The organism is Variovorax sp. ZS18.2.2, assembly GCF_024701975.1.
In the GTDB taxonomy this organism is placed as follows: domain Bacteria; phylum Pseudomonadota; class Gammaproteobacteria; order Burkholderiales; family Burkholderiaceae_C; genus Variovorax.
The window spans coordinates 270689-285625 of record NZ_JANLNM010000005.1 but is presented as its reverse complement, the minus strand read 5'-3'; the positions used below and the strand labels follow the sequence as shown (position 1 = coordinate 285625).

The 14937-nt window shown below is 68.2% G+C and carries 9 protein-coding genes; all 9 read left to right on the top strand.

Annotated features, from left to right (window positions below; translation table 11 throughout):
* The first annotated feature begins 121 nt into the window (after positions 1–121).
* The 9 genes from phnD (NU688_RS20660) (at position 122) to NU688_RS20620 (ending at position 14926) form a co-directional block, all read left to right on the top strand.
* The gene (gene phnD, locus NU688_RS20660; RefSeq protein ID WP_257862668.1) at positions 122–1159 is read left to right on the top strand and encodes a phosphate/phosphite/phosphonate ABC transporter substrate-binding protein; all 1038 of its coding nucleotides are present in this window, start codon (positions 122–124) and stop codon (positions 1157–1159) included.
* 367 nt (positions 1160–1526) lie between these two features.
* Positions 1527–2561, top strand: coding sequence for a phosphate/phosphite/phosphonate ABC transporter substrate-binding protein (gene phnD, locus NU688_RS20655; RefSeq protein WP_257862667.1), 1035 nt, complete (start codon positions 1527–1529; stop codon positions 2559–2561).
* A 143-nt stretch (positions 2562–2704) separates the two neighbouring features.
* Positions 2705–4036: a type VI secretion system baseplate subunit TssK gene (gene tssK, locus NU688_RS20650; RefSeq protein WP_257862666.1), complete on the top strand. Its 1332-nt coding sequence runs from the start codon at positions 2705–2707 to the stop codon at positions 4034–4036.
* A gap of 31 nt (positions 4037–4067) precedes the next feature.
* On the top strand, positions 4068–5432 hold the full coding sequence (locus NU688_RS20645) for a DotU family type VI secretion system protein (protein WP_257862665.1): 1365 nt from the start codon (positions 4068–4070) through the stop codon (positions 5430–5432).
* Positions 5429–9028 carry a type VI secretion system membrane subunit TssM gene (tssM, locus tag NU688_RS20640; RefSeq protein WP_257862664.1) on the top strand — a complete coding sequence of 1200 codons (3600 nt, stop codon included), beginning with the start codon at positions 5429–5431 and terminating at the stop codon, positions 9026–9028. Before NU688_RS20645 ends, tssM begins: the two co-directional genes overlap by 4 nt.
* Positions 9025–9657 carry a type VI secretion system-associated protein TagF gene (gene tagF, locus NU688_RS20635; RefSeq protein ID WP_257862663.1) on the top strand — a complete coding sequence of 211 codons (633 nt, stop codon included), beginning with the start codon at positions 9025–9027 and terminating at the stop codon, positions 9655–9657. The genes tssM and tagF overlap by 4 nt, the downstream gene beginning before the upstream one ends.
* Before the next feature lie 796 nt (positions 9658–10453).
* Positions 10454–12388: a serine/threonine-protein kinase gene (locus NU688_RS20630; RefSeq protein WP_257862662.1), complete on the top strand. Its 1935-nt coding sequence runs from the start codon at positions 10454–10456 to the stop codon at positions 12386–12388.
* 60 nt (positions 12389–12448) lie between these two features.
* Complete coding sequence (locus NU688_RS20625) at positions 12449–14035, top strand: murein transglycosylase A (RefSeq protein WP_257862661.1); 1587 nt, start codon at positions 12449–12451, stop codon at positions 14033–14035.
* A gap of 141 nt (positions 14036–14176) precedes the next feature.
* The gene (locus NU688_RS20620) at positions 14177–14926 is read left to right on the top strand and encodes a hypothetical protein (protein WP_257862660.1); all 750 of its coding nucleotides are present in this window, start codon (positions 14177–14179) and stop codon (positions 14924–14926) included.
* Positions 14927–14937 lie beyond the last annotated feature (11 nt).

Sequence of the window (14937 nt, the reverse complement as noted above, 5' to 3'; positions counted from 1 at the left end):
CCGAACATGGAAGACAGGAAAAACATCACGAAATTAACTTGTATTTGATATTTAATGGCGTCCGCGTCGCCCATGTTAGACCCGCTGGTCCGCAGCGGCCCTACGCCTTTCGGCCCCAAAAATGCTGGCTTCCCTGCGTCGTTTCGCTGCTGTTCACACTGCTTTCCGGGCGGCGGCGCTGGCGTTTTTCGTCGGCCTGCCGCTCGTGGCCGCGGCCCAGGCCACCCCGCCGGAGAAGACCCCCGTGCGCTTCGGGATCCTGCCGCTGGGCGGCGCGTTCGAGTCGCGCAGCGACTGGGACCCGCTGCTGGCCGAACTGAGCCGCGCCATCAACCGCCCGGTGAGCGTGCTCTCGGTCAATTCGTACGAGGCGCTGGAGCAAGCCATCCAGCGCGACGAGGTCGACATGGCCTTTCTCTCCGGAAAGATGGCGCTGGACGCCGTGACCCAGCGCCGCATGAAGGTGGTGGCGCAGGTCGTGCGGCACGACGGCCTGCCCGGCTACCGCGCGCTGCTGCTGGCGCGCAAGACGCCGCCGCTGAATACATTGAAGGACCTGCTGGACCAGCCCGACCGCTGGCGCATCGCGCGCGGCGAGAAGCAGTCGGTGTCGGGCTTCATCGTGCCGCAGCTGCAGCTCTTTCTGCCGAACCACATCGTGATGGAGACCCGCTTCCTGAGCGAGGTCGTGGGCACCCACCAGACCAACGCGCTCGCCGTCGCCAACAACGAGGCCGACGTGGCCACCAACAACTCGGCCGACTTCGAGCGCTTCAAGCTGCGCTTTCCGGCCGAGGCGCAGCGGCTGCAGGTCCTGTGGGAGTCGGACCTCATTCCGCATGCGCAGATCGTGGTGCGGCGCGAGTATTCGCCGGAGCTGCGCAACCGCGTGCAGGCTTTCATGATCGGCTACGGGCGTGCCAAGGGCCCGCGCGGCGACGCCGAGCGCGTGGTGCTCAAGTCGCTGCACGACCTGGCCGGCTTCGTGGCGGCCGACAACAGTTCGCTGCAGCCCGCGGCCAAGCTCGCCTACCAGCTGGCCAAGCAGAACGCCGTGACGGCCCAGTGGGTGAACGACGCCGCGCGGCAGGCCCGGCTGCAACGCATCGAGAACGGCTATGCCGAGCAGGTGAGCGTGCTCAAGGACGTGGCGCCTTGATCGAGACGACGCCTTGCACGTGGCACCGTGAGGTGCCTCCTTGCTTTTCCGGGCGTCGTGTTGTGTGATGCACCTTGTTCGGGGCGGCGCTCACGCCGACGGTGTGCTCTGCTCCGCGAATGTCCCCCGCCTCCGGCTCCTCCTTGATTTCGCTGCGCAGAGCACACCGCCGTCGTGATCGATCAGCACGGCAGTCGATCGGCCGGCACAACGACAGCGCCTTGTGCGCGCAGGGCACCGGGTGCTCCCCGCAGTGAAATCAAGGAGGAGGGCGAAGCCCGGGGGACATTCGCGGAGGGGAGTACCCGGTGGCCTGCGCACACGCCCTGAACAGCAGCAAGCAATCCCCAACAAGCCAAGCCGCGCCATGTCCCCCGTACTCAAGCACCTGCTGACAGCCGCCTTCGCCGCAGCCACCGCGCTCCTGACGCCGTCGTCGGCCCTGGCGCAGGTCACGCACGAGAAACCCGCCCCGTCGCTCCAGGCCATCCGCTTCGGCGTGCTCCCGCTGGGCGGCACCGTCGAATCGCGCGCCCTCTGGACGCCGCTCATGGCCGACATGAGCCGCGCGCTCGGCATTCCGGTCAATGCGTACTCGGTGCCGTCGTACGAGGAGCTCGACCGCGCCATCGGCAAGGACGAGATCGACATGGCCTTTCTCTCCGCCAAGATGGCGCTGGACGCCGTGATGCAGCGCCGCATGAAGGTCGTGGCCCAGATCGCGCGCCGCCCCGGCATGCCCGAGCACCGCGCGGTGCTGCTCACCCGCAAGGCCGGCCCGCTCAACACGCTGGAAGGCGTGCTCGCCCAGCCCGAGCGCTGGCGCCTCGCGCGCGGCGACAGCCGCTCGGTCACCGGCTTCGTCGTGCCGCAGAGCCAGCTGTTCCTGCCGAACAACATCGAGATGGAAACCCGCTTTCGCAGCGAGTTCGTCGGCACCCACCAGGCCACCGCGCTCGCCGTGGCCAACGGCGATGCCGACGTGGCCACCAACAACACCACCGACTTCGAGCGCTTTCGCGAGCAGTTTCCGATCGAGGCCGAGCGGCTCCATGTGATCTGGGAGTCCACGCCGCCGCCTGGCGCGCCGATGGTGGTGCGGCGCAACTACCCGCCCGAGTTCCAGGCGAAGCTGCAGAACTTTCTCGTCACCTACGGGCAGGGCAAGGGCCCGCGCGCCGACGCCGAGCGCGAAGTGCTCAAGAGCCTGCGCGCCGCCTACGGCTACGCCGCGGCCGACGACAGCGCGCTCCTGCCCGAGGCGCGACTGGAGTACGAACTCGGCAAGCAGCGCGCCATGGCCGCTGCCTGGGTGAACGAGGCGGCGCGCGCGCAGCGGCTGCAACGCATCGAGAAGGCGTACGCCGAGCAGGTCCAGACCCTGCGCGCCGGCGGGCGCTGAAGGCTTGCCGCGATGGTGTGCCTAGTCCCTTCGCCGTAGTTCCAAACCCCTTCGTCTAGGCCATTAGGCGGATTTGCCCGCCGCCCTCCGCGCCGGAAACTTCGTGTTTCTTTCAGGCAACCCTTGCCGTTGACGGAGTGCGGATGAGTTGGCGAACAAAAGTGGTCTGGAGCGAGGGGATGCTGTTGCAGCCTCAGCACCTGCAGCAGAGCGAGCGTCATGCCGATCATGCGAGGCATGTGCTCTTGCGTTCGACCACGCCCTACGCCTGGGGTTTTGCCGAACTCGAGATCGACCAGGCCGCGCTCACGCTGGGCAAGCTCGCGCTGGTGCGCGCGGTGGGCGTCTTCGGCGATGGCACGGTGTTCGACATGCCGGCGGTCGATCCGCTGCCCGAACCCATCGACATTCCTTCCACGATGCGCGACGAGCCGGTGGTGCTCGCGCTACCGCTGCGCCGCGCCGGCGCCCGCGAGGCCGACGCCGAAGACTATGAAGAGCTGGTGCGCCACCGAGTGCTCGAATCCGAGGTGCCCGATTCCAACACCGCCGGCGAGCGCACCGCGATGCTTCAGCTGGGCCAGCTGCACACGCGCCTCATGCGCGCCAGCGAAGCCACCGACGCCTGGACCACCATGGGCGTGGCCCGCGTGGTCGAACGCCGGACCGACAACCAGGTGCAGCTCGAACGCGGCATGCTCCCGCCCTTGCTCGACGTGGCCGGTCACGCGGTGATCCGCGCATGGCTCGACGAACTGCTGGGGCTCCTGCGCCAGCGCGGCGAGGCGCTGGCCGGCCGCATGACGCAGGGCGGCACCGGCGGCGTGGCCGAGATCGCCGACTTCATGCTGCTGCAGGCGGTGAACCGCAACGAGGCCATCTTTGCGCACCTCGCAAAGAGTTCGATGCTGCACCCGCAGCACTTCTTCGAGCATGCGCTCGGCCTGGCCGGCGACCTGTCGAGCTTTCGCGATACGCGCCGCGTCGCGCGCTTCGGTCCCTACATCCACGACGACCTCGCGCTGAGCTTCCGCCCGGTGATGGACGACCTGCGCCGCAGCCTCTCGATGGTGTTCGAGCAGTCAGCCATCCGCATCGAGCTGCACGACCGCAAGCACGGCGTGCGCGTGGCGATGGTCACGGACGTGGAACTGCAGCGCAAGGCCACCTTCGTGCTCGCGGTGAACGCCAACATGCCGAGCGAGGCGCTGCGCGCGCGCTTCCCGACGCAGGTGAAGATCGGCCCGGTCGAGCGCATCCGCGACCTCGTGAACCTCGCGTTGCCCGGCGTCACGCTCACGCCGATGCCGGTCGCGCCGCGCCAGATTCCCTTCCACACGGGCGCCAACTACTTCGAACTCGAAACGCGCAACAGCGACCTGTGGCGCCAGCTCGAGCAATCCGGCGGCATCGCGATGCACATCGCCGGCGACTTCCCGGGCCTCGATCTCGCCTTCTGGGCCATTCGTTCCTAGCCGCATCGGCTGACGGAAACGGAACACCATCATGAGCACACCTCCCGACCCCTTTGCCGCCTTCGAGTCGGAGCGCACGGTCATCAAGCCCAAGCCGCGCACGCCGGCCGGCACGCCGCCGGCCGCATCGCCCGCGCCATTTTTCGGCGGTGCCGATCCGACGCCTGCCGTGGAAGTCGGCGAGATCGGCCTGCTCAATCCGCTGGTGTCGGCGGCCGGCAAGCTGCTGGTGCTGATCGGCAAGCTGCGCAACCTCGCGCAGCCGCCCAACGTGCCGGCGCTGCGTGCTTCCACCGCCGACGCGGTGAACCAGTTCGACGCCAGCGCGCGCCGCTCGGGCGTGAGCAACGAATCGGTGCTCGCCGCGCGTTACGTGCTGTGCACCGCGCTCGACGAGGCCGTGGCCAACACGCCCTGGGGCGTGCAGGCCGGCTGGAACAAGCAGAGCCTGCTGGTCCAGTTCCACAACGAAACCTGGGGCGGCGAAAAGGTGTTCCAGCTGCTGGCCAAGCTCGCGCAGGACGTGCCCACGCACCGCCAGTTGCTCGAACTCATCTACAGCGTGCTCGCGCTCGGCTTCGAAGGCCGCTACCGCGTGGTCGACAACGGCCGCGCGCAACTCGACTCGGTGCGCCAGCGCCTGGCCGACCTGATCGCCAAGGACCGTCCGCAGCTCGAACCCGAGCTCTCGCCGCACTGGCGCGGGCAGGGCGCGGGGACAGTGCGGCTGCGCGAATCGCTGCCGCTGTGGGTGTTCGCAGCGGGCTTCGCGTTCCTGCTCGCACTGGCGTGGGTGGGCATGCGGCTCATGCTGAACAACCGCTCCGACACCACCTATGCGGCCGTCTCCGGCCTGCGCGTGCCGAACATCCAGATCGCGCCGCCGGCACCGCCCGCGAAGACGCCGCGCCTCGCGCGCTTCCTCGAACCTGAAGTCAAGCAAGGCCTCGTCACCGTGACCGACGAGGCCGACCGCAGCGTGGTGCGCCTCCGCGGTGATTCGTTCTTCGGTTCCGGCAGCGCCGAACCGATGGCCGCGTCGCTGCCGGTGCTGCGCCGCATCGGGCAGGCGCTGGCCGAGGTGAAGGGCGAGGTGCTCATCACCGGCCATTCCGACAACCAGCCGATCCGGTCGCTGCGCTATCCGTCGAACTGGCACCTCTCGGCCGCGCGGGCCGATGCGGTGAAGGGCGCGCTCACCACGCTGGTCGATCCCGCGCGCATGCGCTCGGACGGCAAGGCCGACGCCGAGCCCGTGGCCGCCAACGACACGCCCGCCAACCGCGCGCGCAACCGGCGCGTGGACATCGTGCTGCTGACCGAACCCGAGCGCGTTGCCTCCGCTGCGCCGGTGGCACCTGCGCCGGCTGCTCCCGTTCCAGGAGCGACGAAATGATCAAGAAAATCTTCGGCTTCCTGTTCAGCCCGCTGCTGCTGACGCTGCTCGCGCTCATCGTCGTCGGGCTGCTGATCTGGTGGATCGGTCCGCTGGTGAAGATCGGTTCGCTCGCGCCGCTCGAAAGCGAAATGGCGCGCTGGCTGCTCATCGGCGCCATCGTGCTCATCGTGGTGCTGCGCGTGCTGTGGCGGCGCTGGCGCGCGCGCCGTGCGAGCCAGCACCTGACCGATGGGCTCATGAGAGCGCCGAGCGTGAAGACCGATGCACCGGTCAACGGCGAACAGAAGATCCTCGACACGCGCTTCAGCGAAGCCGTCGCCACCCTGAAGCAGATGCGCCTGCACGCCGCCGGCAAGAAGCCGGGCTGGCGCGACTGGATGTCGATCTCGGGCGGCAGCTATCTGTACGACCTTCCGTGGTACGTGTTCATCGGCGCGCCCGGTGCGGGCAAGACGACGGCGCTCGTGAACTCGGGCCTCTCGTTCCCGCTCGCCGAGAAGTTCGGCCCCGGCGCGATCCGCGGCGTGGGCGGCACGCGCAACTGCGATTGGTGGTTCACCGACGAGGCGGTGCTCATCGACACTGCCGGCCGCTACACCACGCAGGACAGCCACCAGACCGAGGACAAGAACGCATGGGAAGGCTTCCTCGGCCTGCTCAAGAAAGCGCGCCCGCGCCGGCCGCTGAACGGCGTGTTCCTCACGGTGAGCGTCGCCGACCTGTTGAGCCAAGGACCCGAGCAGCGCACGCAACTCGCCGCATCGATCCGCGCGCGTTTGCTCGAACTCGACAGCAAGCTCACCACGCGCCTGCCGGTGTATGTGCTCGTCACCAAGAGCGACTTGCTCTACGGCTTCACCGATTACTTCGACGATCTCGGCAAGGAGCAGCGCGCGCAGGTCTTCGGCTTCACGCTGCCAGCCGACGAGAACGTTCAGACCGAAGAAAAAGGCCTTTCCACCGCCTTCCACCGCGAGTTCGCATTGCTGCACAACCGCGTGAACGACGGCCTCATTCCGCGCATGCAGCGCGAGACCGACGGCACGCGCCGCGCGGCGATCTTCGGTTTTCCCGCGCAGTTCGGCTCTATCGGCTCGCTGCTGTCGGACCTGCTCGACCAGGTGTTCACCGGCTCGCGCTTCGCGCAGCCGCCGTGGGTGCGCGGCGTGTACTTCACCAGCGGCACGCAGGAGGGCAGCCCCATCGACCGCGTGATGGGCAGCCTCTCGCGCAGCTTCGGCATCGAGCGCGCGATGCTCGCGCCGCAGAAGTCGAGCGGGCGCAGCTACTTCCTCACTTCGCTGTTGCGCGACGTGGTGTTCCCCGAGCAGCGCCTCGCGGGCGCCGACGTGAAGCTGGAGCGCCGCCGCCATCTGGTGCGCATGACGGGCGTGGCCGCGATGACGCTGGTCACCCTCGGCCTCATCGCGGGCTGGGGCTACAGCACCTGGCAGAACACGAACTACCTGAAGTCGGTCGAAGCCCGCGCCGAGCCTGCGCAGAAGAGCCTGGCCAACCTGCCGGTGCAACTGCAGAACCTGGTCGAAGTCGCACCCGTGATGCAGGGCATACGCGACATCTGGAAGACGCCCGAGAACCGCCAGGGCGACGAGCCGCTGAGCATGACGCTGGGCCTCTACCAGGGCGACAAGCTCGATGCCGCCGCGCGCCTTGCGCACCAGCGCGCGCTCAACGACGTGTTCCTGCCGCAGATCGCCAAGCGCATCGAGGACCAGCTGCGCACCGCGCAGAAGGACAACCTCGAGTACACGTACGAAGCGCTCAAGAGCTACCTGATGCTCTACCAGCCCGAGCACTTCGACCCCGAGGCGCTGAAGGCCTGGATCACGCTCGACTGGGCGCGCAGCCTGGACCGCGGCATTCCCGAAGAGCAGCGCATGGCGCTCGAAGAGCAGCTCGACGTGCTCATCGCCCAAGGCCCGCCGCGCTCGCCGCTCAAGATGGACGAGAACCTGGTGCGCAGCGTGCGCGCCGTGCTTGCGAGCTACCCGCTGGAGCAGCGCGTGTTCAGCCGCTTGAAGCGCCAGCGCGCAACCAAGGACATCCCGGGCTTCAGCGTGGCGACGGCCGCCGGCCCCTCGGCGCCGCTCGTGTTCGAGCGCATCAGCGGCAAGCCGCTGACAGAAGGCGTGCCGGGCATGTTCACCTACGACGGTTATCACAAGCGCTTCCAGAACGAAGTGACGGTGCTCACCGGCCTGCTCGCCGCCGAAGACCCGTGGGTGCTCGGCCAGGACAAGGGCGCCGCCGACCGCCTGCGCGACGTGGCCGCGCTCGGCGCGCTGACCGACCGCGTGCGTCGCCTGTATCTCGCCGAATATGTGAAGCAATGGGAAGCGCTGCTCGGCGATGTACGCCTGATCCGCGCCACGGGCCTGGAAAAGAACATCGAGGCCGCGCGCATTCTCTCGGGCGTGAGCTCGCCGCTCGCGAACTTCCTGCGCGCCGTGGTGAAGGAAACCACGCTGATCCCCGCCGATCAACCGAAGGACGTGGTGAGCAAGGCCACCGCCACCGTCGCCAGCACCCGCAAGGGCCTGGAAGACCTGTTCGGCGGCGACCCCAACAAGCCGGTGGCGAGCGGCAAGCGCATCGAGAGCATCGTGGACGACCGCTTCGAGCCGCTGCGCCGCCTCGTGACTGCTGCCGCACCGGGCCAGCCCGCGCCGATCGACGATGCGTTGAAGCTCTTCAACGAGGTGTACGTGTACCTCAATGCGGTCGACACGGCCGTGAAGGGCCGCACTTCGCCACCGCCCGGCGACGTGGCCGGCAAGCTCAAGGCCGACGCCGGACGCTTGCCCGAGCCGGTGCGCTCGATGGTCGAGAACCTGAGCCAGTCGGGCGCCGCGCAGGCGCAGGTGGCCGAGCGCGGCAACCTGAGCCAGGACCTGCGCCCCGTGACCGAGTTCTGTGCGCGCGCCATCGCGGGCCGCTATCCGTTCTCGCCGACCAGCAAGCGCGATGTGCTGCCCGAGGACTTCGGCCAGATGTTCGGCGCCGGCGGGCTGATGGACGACTTCTTCCAGAAGCGCCTGGCTGCGTTGGTCGATACGAGCACGCGGCCGTGGCGCTACAAGCCCGTGGCCGAGCGCGGCGCGATCACCACGCAGGCGCTCGCGCAGTTCGAGCGCGCCGCGCGCATCAAGGACATCTTCTTTCGCGCCGGTGGCCGCGGGCCTTCGATGCGGCTGGACTTCAAGCCGGTGGAGATGGATGCGGGCATCACCCAGTTCATCCTCGACGTCGATGGGCAGCTCGTGAAGTACGCGCACGGGCCCGTGGTGCCGATGGCGGTGCAGTGGCCCGGCCCCAAGGGCAGCAACCAGGTGCGCATCCAGGTGAGTCCGCCGTCGACGACCGGCAGTTCGGGCTCGGCGGTCGATGGGCCGTGGGCGTTGTTCCGGGCGCTGGACGACGGGCAGCTTGAAGCGGGCGATGCGCCGGAGAAATTTTTCATCACCTTCCAGATCGGCGCGCGCAAGACGCGTTTCGAGGTGACGACGAACAGCGTGCAGCATCCGATCCGGTTGCGTGAGCTGCGGGAGTTTTCTTGTCCGGAGGGGTTGTGAGTCTGGCCTCTTCTACTTCCATCTTTGCTTCGACTGAACTGCCCGGGTGGTTTGGCAAGTTGCCGGGGATGGGGGATTTTGCGCATCGGCGGTTGCCGGAGTCGTTTCGTTCCGTGTGGGATCAGTGGTTGCAGCGGGGGATGGGGCGGCTGCGGGATCGGCATGCGGACTGGACGGCGCATTACCTTGAAGCGCCGATCTGGTGTTTTGCGCTGGGGCCGCAGGTGGCTGGCGAGCGTGGGTGGATTGGGGTGTTGATGCCTTCTGTCGATGGCGTTGGACGGTACTTTCCGTTCACCCTTGCTGTTGAACTGGCTGGCGATGTTTCGGATTCGCTGCAGGGCGAGGCGCTGGGTGCTGCGTTGCAGTGGTGGGGGTTGGGGACTCAGGCTGCGCTTGAAGGGCTTGATGGGGATTTGGATGCGCTGAGGTTCGATGCGGTTCTTGGGCGGCTGTTCGTGGCTGCTGCCGGTGAAGGTGTCGCTGGCGTCGAGTCGCTGGAATTGCCTGCGGCGGGGGCTTCTTTGTGGCTTGGCGATCCGGCTGTTGAAGGTGGGGTTCGGATGCTTGCGACTGGGCTGCCTCGCGATGCGCAGTTCGAAGCTTTGTTTCTTGGGGGTGGGGAATGAAGGCTTTGCTTTCTTTTCTTTCCCGAGGCCGGGTCTCGCCCCGGCAGGCGACCTACTTTTCTTTGCTTCGCCAAAGAAAGGTAGGCAAAAGAAAGGCGACCCTGCTGTCTGCGTCCCTTCGCTTCGCTGCGGGCAACCTGCGGTGCTCGCGTTTCGCGGGGTCTCGCAGAACTCGCTTCGCTCAAACAGCTGCGAGCCCTGATCCGCGAACCGCTGCGCTCCTCGGCGCAGCCAGAAGGGCTTTGGGGACCGACAGGCCATCGCTGCGCTCGGCCAGTTCACGGGCCTTCGCTTCGCTCGGCCTCGCTTCGGTCGAGCCGCTATTTCGTTCGGCGGCCGGACTTGCTCCCTCTCCCCTTGGGGAGAGGGCGGGGGTGAGGGCGGCGGCATTCATGCGGGCGAGGCGGTATTTCTGCGCCGCCGGCCCTCACCCCAACCCTCTCCCCAAGGGGAGAGGGAGCAAGCCAAGCCGAGCGAAGCAAAGGCCCGACTGCAAGCCGAGCGCAGCGATGGCTCGTTCGGTTCCCACCCCCCTCTGGCTGCGCCGAGGAGCGGAGCGTTTCGCGGATCAGGGCTCGCCCTTGTTTGAGCGAAGCGAGTTTGGGCGAGACCCCGCGAAACGCGAGCACCGCAGGTTGCCCCGTAGCGAAGCGCAGGGGTCGCAGACAGTGGGGTCGCCTTTTCTTTGCTTACGTTCTTTTGGCGAAGCAAAAGAAAGTAAGTCGCCCGCCGGGGCGAGACCCGGCCTCCGCCCCTCGCAGGGGAAGCAAAGCATTCAACCCGCAGGAGCAAGTCGATGACCGACTCTCCCCCCAACTCCTCGCCGCCGGACGACGACCGCACAAGAGTCGTCCCTCGTCAGGCCCAGCAGCCAGCCACAGGCGGCGACACAAGCACAACCGTCATCACCGCCGGCACGACAAGCCTGTCCAACGTCCCGGTAACAAGTCCCGCATCAGCAACGCATGAGGCGGGCCTCCTCCCCGTAGGCAGCCGCCTCGCAGAATTCGAAATCACAAGAGTCATAGGCCAGGGCGGCTTCGGCGTCGTCTACGAAGCCTGGGACCACGACCTCGAACGCGTCGTGGCCATCAAGGAGTACCTGCCAACCTCGCTCTCCACGAGACAGTACGACGGCACGGTCGTACCGCTTTCGGAGCGCCACCGCGAAACCTTCGACTTGGGCATGCGCAGCTTCATCAACGAAGCCCGCCTCCTCGCCCAGTTCGACCACCCCTCGCTCCTCAAGGTCTACAGGTTCTGGCAAGAGCGCGGCACCACCTACATGGTGATGCCCTTCTACCGCGGCGACACGCTGAGGGAGGCTTTGGTCGCCATCCCCGCCGGCGTCGACGAGGCCTGGCTCATCCGCATCATGGACGGCGTGACCCAGGCGCTCGGCGTGATGCACAACGCCAACTGCTACCACCGCGACATCGCGCCCGACAACATCATCCTGCTCGAAGGCTCCGGCCGTCCGGTGGTGCTCGACTTCGGCGCCGCGCGCCGCGTGATCACCGACAAGACCCAGGCGATCACCGTCATCCTCAAGCCCGGCTACGCGCCCATCGAGCAATACGCCGAGATGCCCGACATGTCGCAAGGCGCATGGACCGACGTCTACGCCCTCGCGGCCGTGATGCACGTGGCCGTGTGCGGCCGCGCGCCGCCGCCGTCGGTGGCGCGGCTCCTGTCCGACAGCTACGTGCCGCTCGCGGGCAACGACATCCTGCGCCAGCGCTACAGCCTCAAGCTGCTGCAGGCGATCGATGCGGGCCTGGGCGTGCGGCCCGAGCAGCGGCCGCAGTCGATGGCCGACTTGCGCGCGGCGCTCGACCTGGAAGTCGGCCACAGCATCGCGCCGACGCCGCGCACGCAGCCGCCTTCGGGCGCACGCACGGGCGGCAACAACACCGGTTCCAACGCGAACGCCGCGACGGTGATTGCCGGCAAGAAGGCGCCACCCCCGGCGCCCGCGCGGGGGGCCGCAAGCAGCACAAGCGGCGGCGGCAAGGGCAAGACCGTGGCCGCACTGGCCTCGGTGGCGGTCGTCGCGGCCGTCGCCGGCGGCGGCTGGTGGTGGTACCAGGGCCGTGCCGGTGGCGTGGGCAAGACGGACGTCACCACCACCGCACCGCCGCCACCGATCGACACCAAGGTCGCCCAGACACCGACCCCGCCGCCGCCTCCACCCCCACCGCCGCCCGCGCCGGCGGCGCCGCGCACGCCGATCGAATCGCTGCAGTCGCTCGCGGCGGGCGCGGCGCCCGGCTTCGAGGTCACGGCCACGGCGAAGAAGGCCGAGGTCAACATCGGCAAGGACAAGCTCGCCTTCGAGATCCGCAGCAAGCGCGACGGCTTTGTCTATGTGTTCCTCTTGTCCAGCGGCGGCGAGATGTTCCTCTTGTTCCCGAACCTGCTGGACAAGTACAACAAGATCACCGCCAACAGCGCGCTCGCGCTGCCGCGCGCCTCGTGGCCGATGGACGCGGGCGGTCCCGCTGGCACCAACCAGTTCGCGGTGCTCGTGAGCGAGCACGAGCGCGACTTCAGTGCTTCCGGCGTGCAGAACGACGGCGTGTTTCCGCAGTTCCCGCTGCCGGTGCTCTCGGCGCTCGAAGCCACGCGCGGCACCGGCCCGTCGCCGCTGCTGGGCAAGCCGACCTGCGCGCCCGGCGCCCCGTGCAACGACGTCTATGGCGTCGCGAATTTCAAAATCGTCGAGAAGTAATCGTCTGTAGACGTTGGCCCATCGGCTCGATGGCCGCTTTTTCCGGACAAGGAGACTTTCATGCATACCTCACAGTCGCCGCGCTTCACTTCCACGCTGATCCGATGGGCCGCCGTTGCGGCCGCCGCATCGCTGGCAGGCTGCGCCAATCCGCCGCCGGCCGCGACCACCGACACGACCGCGGCCACCACCGACACGTCATCGACCACCAGTTCGCGGCCGGCCTCGACCGGCGCGAGCGTGGCCGGCCAGGCGCGCACCTTCTCGACCCAACTGGCCACCTACACCGCGGTCAGCTTCGATGCGATGCCGGGCTGGTCGCGTGACGATTTCTCCGAGACCTGGCCCGCGTTCCTGGGCAGCTGCAAGGTGCTCACCGGCCGCGGCGCCGAGTGGAAAGAGGTGTGCGACCGGGCCGCCAAGGTCGACGGCAAGAACCGCAATGGCATCCGCGGCTTCTTCGAGAGCGAGTTCTCGGCCTACCAGATCCGCGACGACGACCGCAAGCCCGACGGCGTGGTCACCGGCTACTTCGAGCCCGAGATCGCGGGCAGCCGCACTTACGGCGCGCCCTTCATCTACCCCGTGTACGGCCAGCCGGAAGACATGCTGTTCGCCGATGCGCGCAAGCTCCCGGCCGGCAGCGGCACGGTGGCCGCGAAGGTCGAGGGCCGCAACGTGGTCGTGCAGACGGGCCTCAGCACGCGCGACATGGGCGCGCCCGGCCTCTACGCGCTCGACCTCTCGGCCGTCACCCGCGACACGCTCGACCGCAAGGTGCGCATGCGCATCGAGGGCAAGCAGCTCTTGCCGTACTACACCCGCGAAGAAATCGAAACCAAGGGCGCGCCCAACGCCAAGGTGCTGGCCTTCGTGAGCAGCGCCACCGCGCTCTACGAGATGCAGATCCAGGGCTCGGGCCGCATCAAGCTGGCCAACGGCGACACCATCCGCGTGGCCTACGCCGAGCAGAACGGCCAGCCCTTCCGTCCCACCATTGCGCAGGCCGCCAACGGCAAGCCGCGCAGCGCGGTGAAGGTGCGCGGCTCGTCGATCGAACTGCAGCTGGACGATGGCGATGACGACGATGTCGGCGCCGTCGACAGCAGTGTCATCCGCACGCGCGGCTTCACGCTCGCGCGGCCCACCGCCAGCGGCGCGGTCGTGGTGCCGGGGCGCCGCACGGCCGGCGCGGTCACGGGCTCGGGCATCAAGGACCCGAGCTATGTGTTCTTCAAGGAATCGACCTCGCCCGTGGGCGGGCCGGTGGGCGCCTTTGGCGTGCCGCTGTCGGCGGGGCGCTCGATCGCGGTCGATCCGCGCAGCACGCCGCTCGGCTACCCGGTGTTCGTCTCGACCCGCACGCCCGGCAGCGGCGCGCCGATGCAGCGCCTGACCATCGCGCAGGACACCGGCGGTGCAATTCGCGGTGCGGTGCGCGCCGACTATTTCTTCGGCAACGGCCAGCAGGCCGCGACCAACGCACGCCGCATGAAGGAGCGCGGCCAGCTGTGGATTCTTCTGCCGCGCGGCCTGGCCGTGGCGCAGGCGGCGGTGTCGTCGACGATGCGCACGCGCGGTGGCCCGGTGGGCGCGGGCCTGGCGCAATGCCTGGTGCCGAGCGAAGGCGTCTGCGTCGACGACTGATGGACCCGGCTCTTCAACGGTGGACGCAGTGGAGCTTTTTCAGGGAACACCGCGGAACCGGCTTTGCCGGGCCGCTGGTGTTGCCCCCGGTGAGGGGGTTGAAGAAGCGACACGAAGTGCGCGAAGCCTGGGGGTGAGCCAATGATTGAAACCCTTTCGTCCGCGGAGAGCACTGAACTCGTCCGCCTTTGGCGGCGCAGGCAGACGCTGTCCTCGAACGACATGGGCACCATGTACCGCATCGTCGGCGATGCGCTCGTGGCCTGCAATCCGCCCGAGCTGCAGATCCTGGGCGAAGGGCGGCAGGAGCTGGTGGCGCAGTTCATCTACGTGAAGGTGCTGCGGCTCGATGCCGATCCGGACGAGGCCGACGAGCGCGCGAGCCACAGCGCGCCCTCGACCGCCTTCGCGCTGTGCGCGTACTTCCGGCGCTACCTGATCGACTGCACGCGGGCCAGCTCGTTCCGCCGCAAGCTCTCCATCGGCGACCAGATCACCGAGGCGCAACTCGAAGACGAGATCGGCGCCGGCGACGACCTCGACGGCTGCCTGGCCGAACACGGCCTGAGCGCGGAAGCGGTGCAGCTGGCCGCGCGCGCCTTCATCGCCGAGCTGCCCGAGCCCGAGCGCATCCTCTTGTGCGAGGGCTTCGGCAAGGAAGCGGAGGGCGGGCTTTCGGGCATCGCCTCGCGCCATGCCATCGCCTCGTACCACTACCGCGCGGGGCGCCTGGGCCTCGTGCACAAGCGGGAGGGCCTGACCGCCGACTACGCCAAGACCCGGCTGGGCGGCTGGATCCAGCAGACCCTGGGCATCGCCATCGAGGCGGAAAACATGGCAGCGATCCTGCAGGTTTTCAAAATCCTCGGTGCTGAAGCGTCTTATGCCTGAAGACATAGCCA

Excerpts from the sequence above, each read along its gene's own strand:
- NU688_RS20620 (WP_257862660.1), top strand. The coding sequence starts at position 14,177 with ATGATTGAAACCCTTTCGTCCGCGGAGAGCACTGAACTCGTCCGCCTT.
- NU688_RS20645 (WP_257862665.1), top strand. The coding sequence starts at position 4,068 with ATGAGCACACCTCCCGACCCCTTTGCCGCCTTCGAGTCGGAGCGCACG.
- NU688_RS20625 (WP_257862661.1), top strand. The coding sequence starts at position 12,449 with ATGCATACCTCACAGTCGCCGCGCTTCACTTCCACGCTGATCCGATGG.
- NU688_RS20630 (WP_257862662.1), top strand. The coding sequence starts at position 10,454 with ATGACCGACTCTCCCCCCAACTCCTCGCCGCCGGACGACGACCGCACA.
- phnD (WP_257862667.1), top strand. The coding sequence starts at position 1,527 with ATGTCCCCCGTACTCAAGCACCTGCTGACAGCCGCCTTCGCCGCAGCC.
- tssM (WP_257862664.1), top strand. The coding sequence starts at position 5,429 with ATGATCAAGAAAATCTTCGGCTTCCTGTTCAGCCCGCTGCTGCTGACG.
- tssK (WP_257862666.1), top strand. The coding sequence starts at position 2,705 with ATGAGTTGGCGAACAAAAGTGGTCTGGAGCGAGGGGATGCTGTTGCAG.
- phnD (WP_257862668.1), top strand. The coding sequence starts at position 122 with ATGCTGGCTTCCCTGCGTCGTTTCGCTGCTGTTCACACTGCTTTCCGG.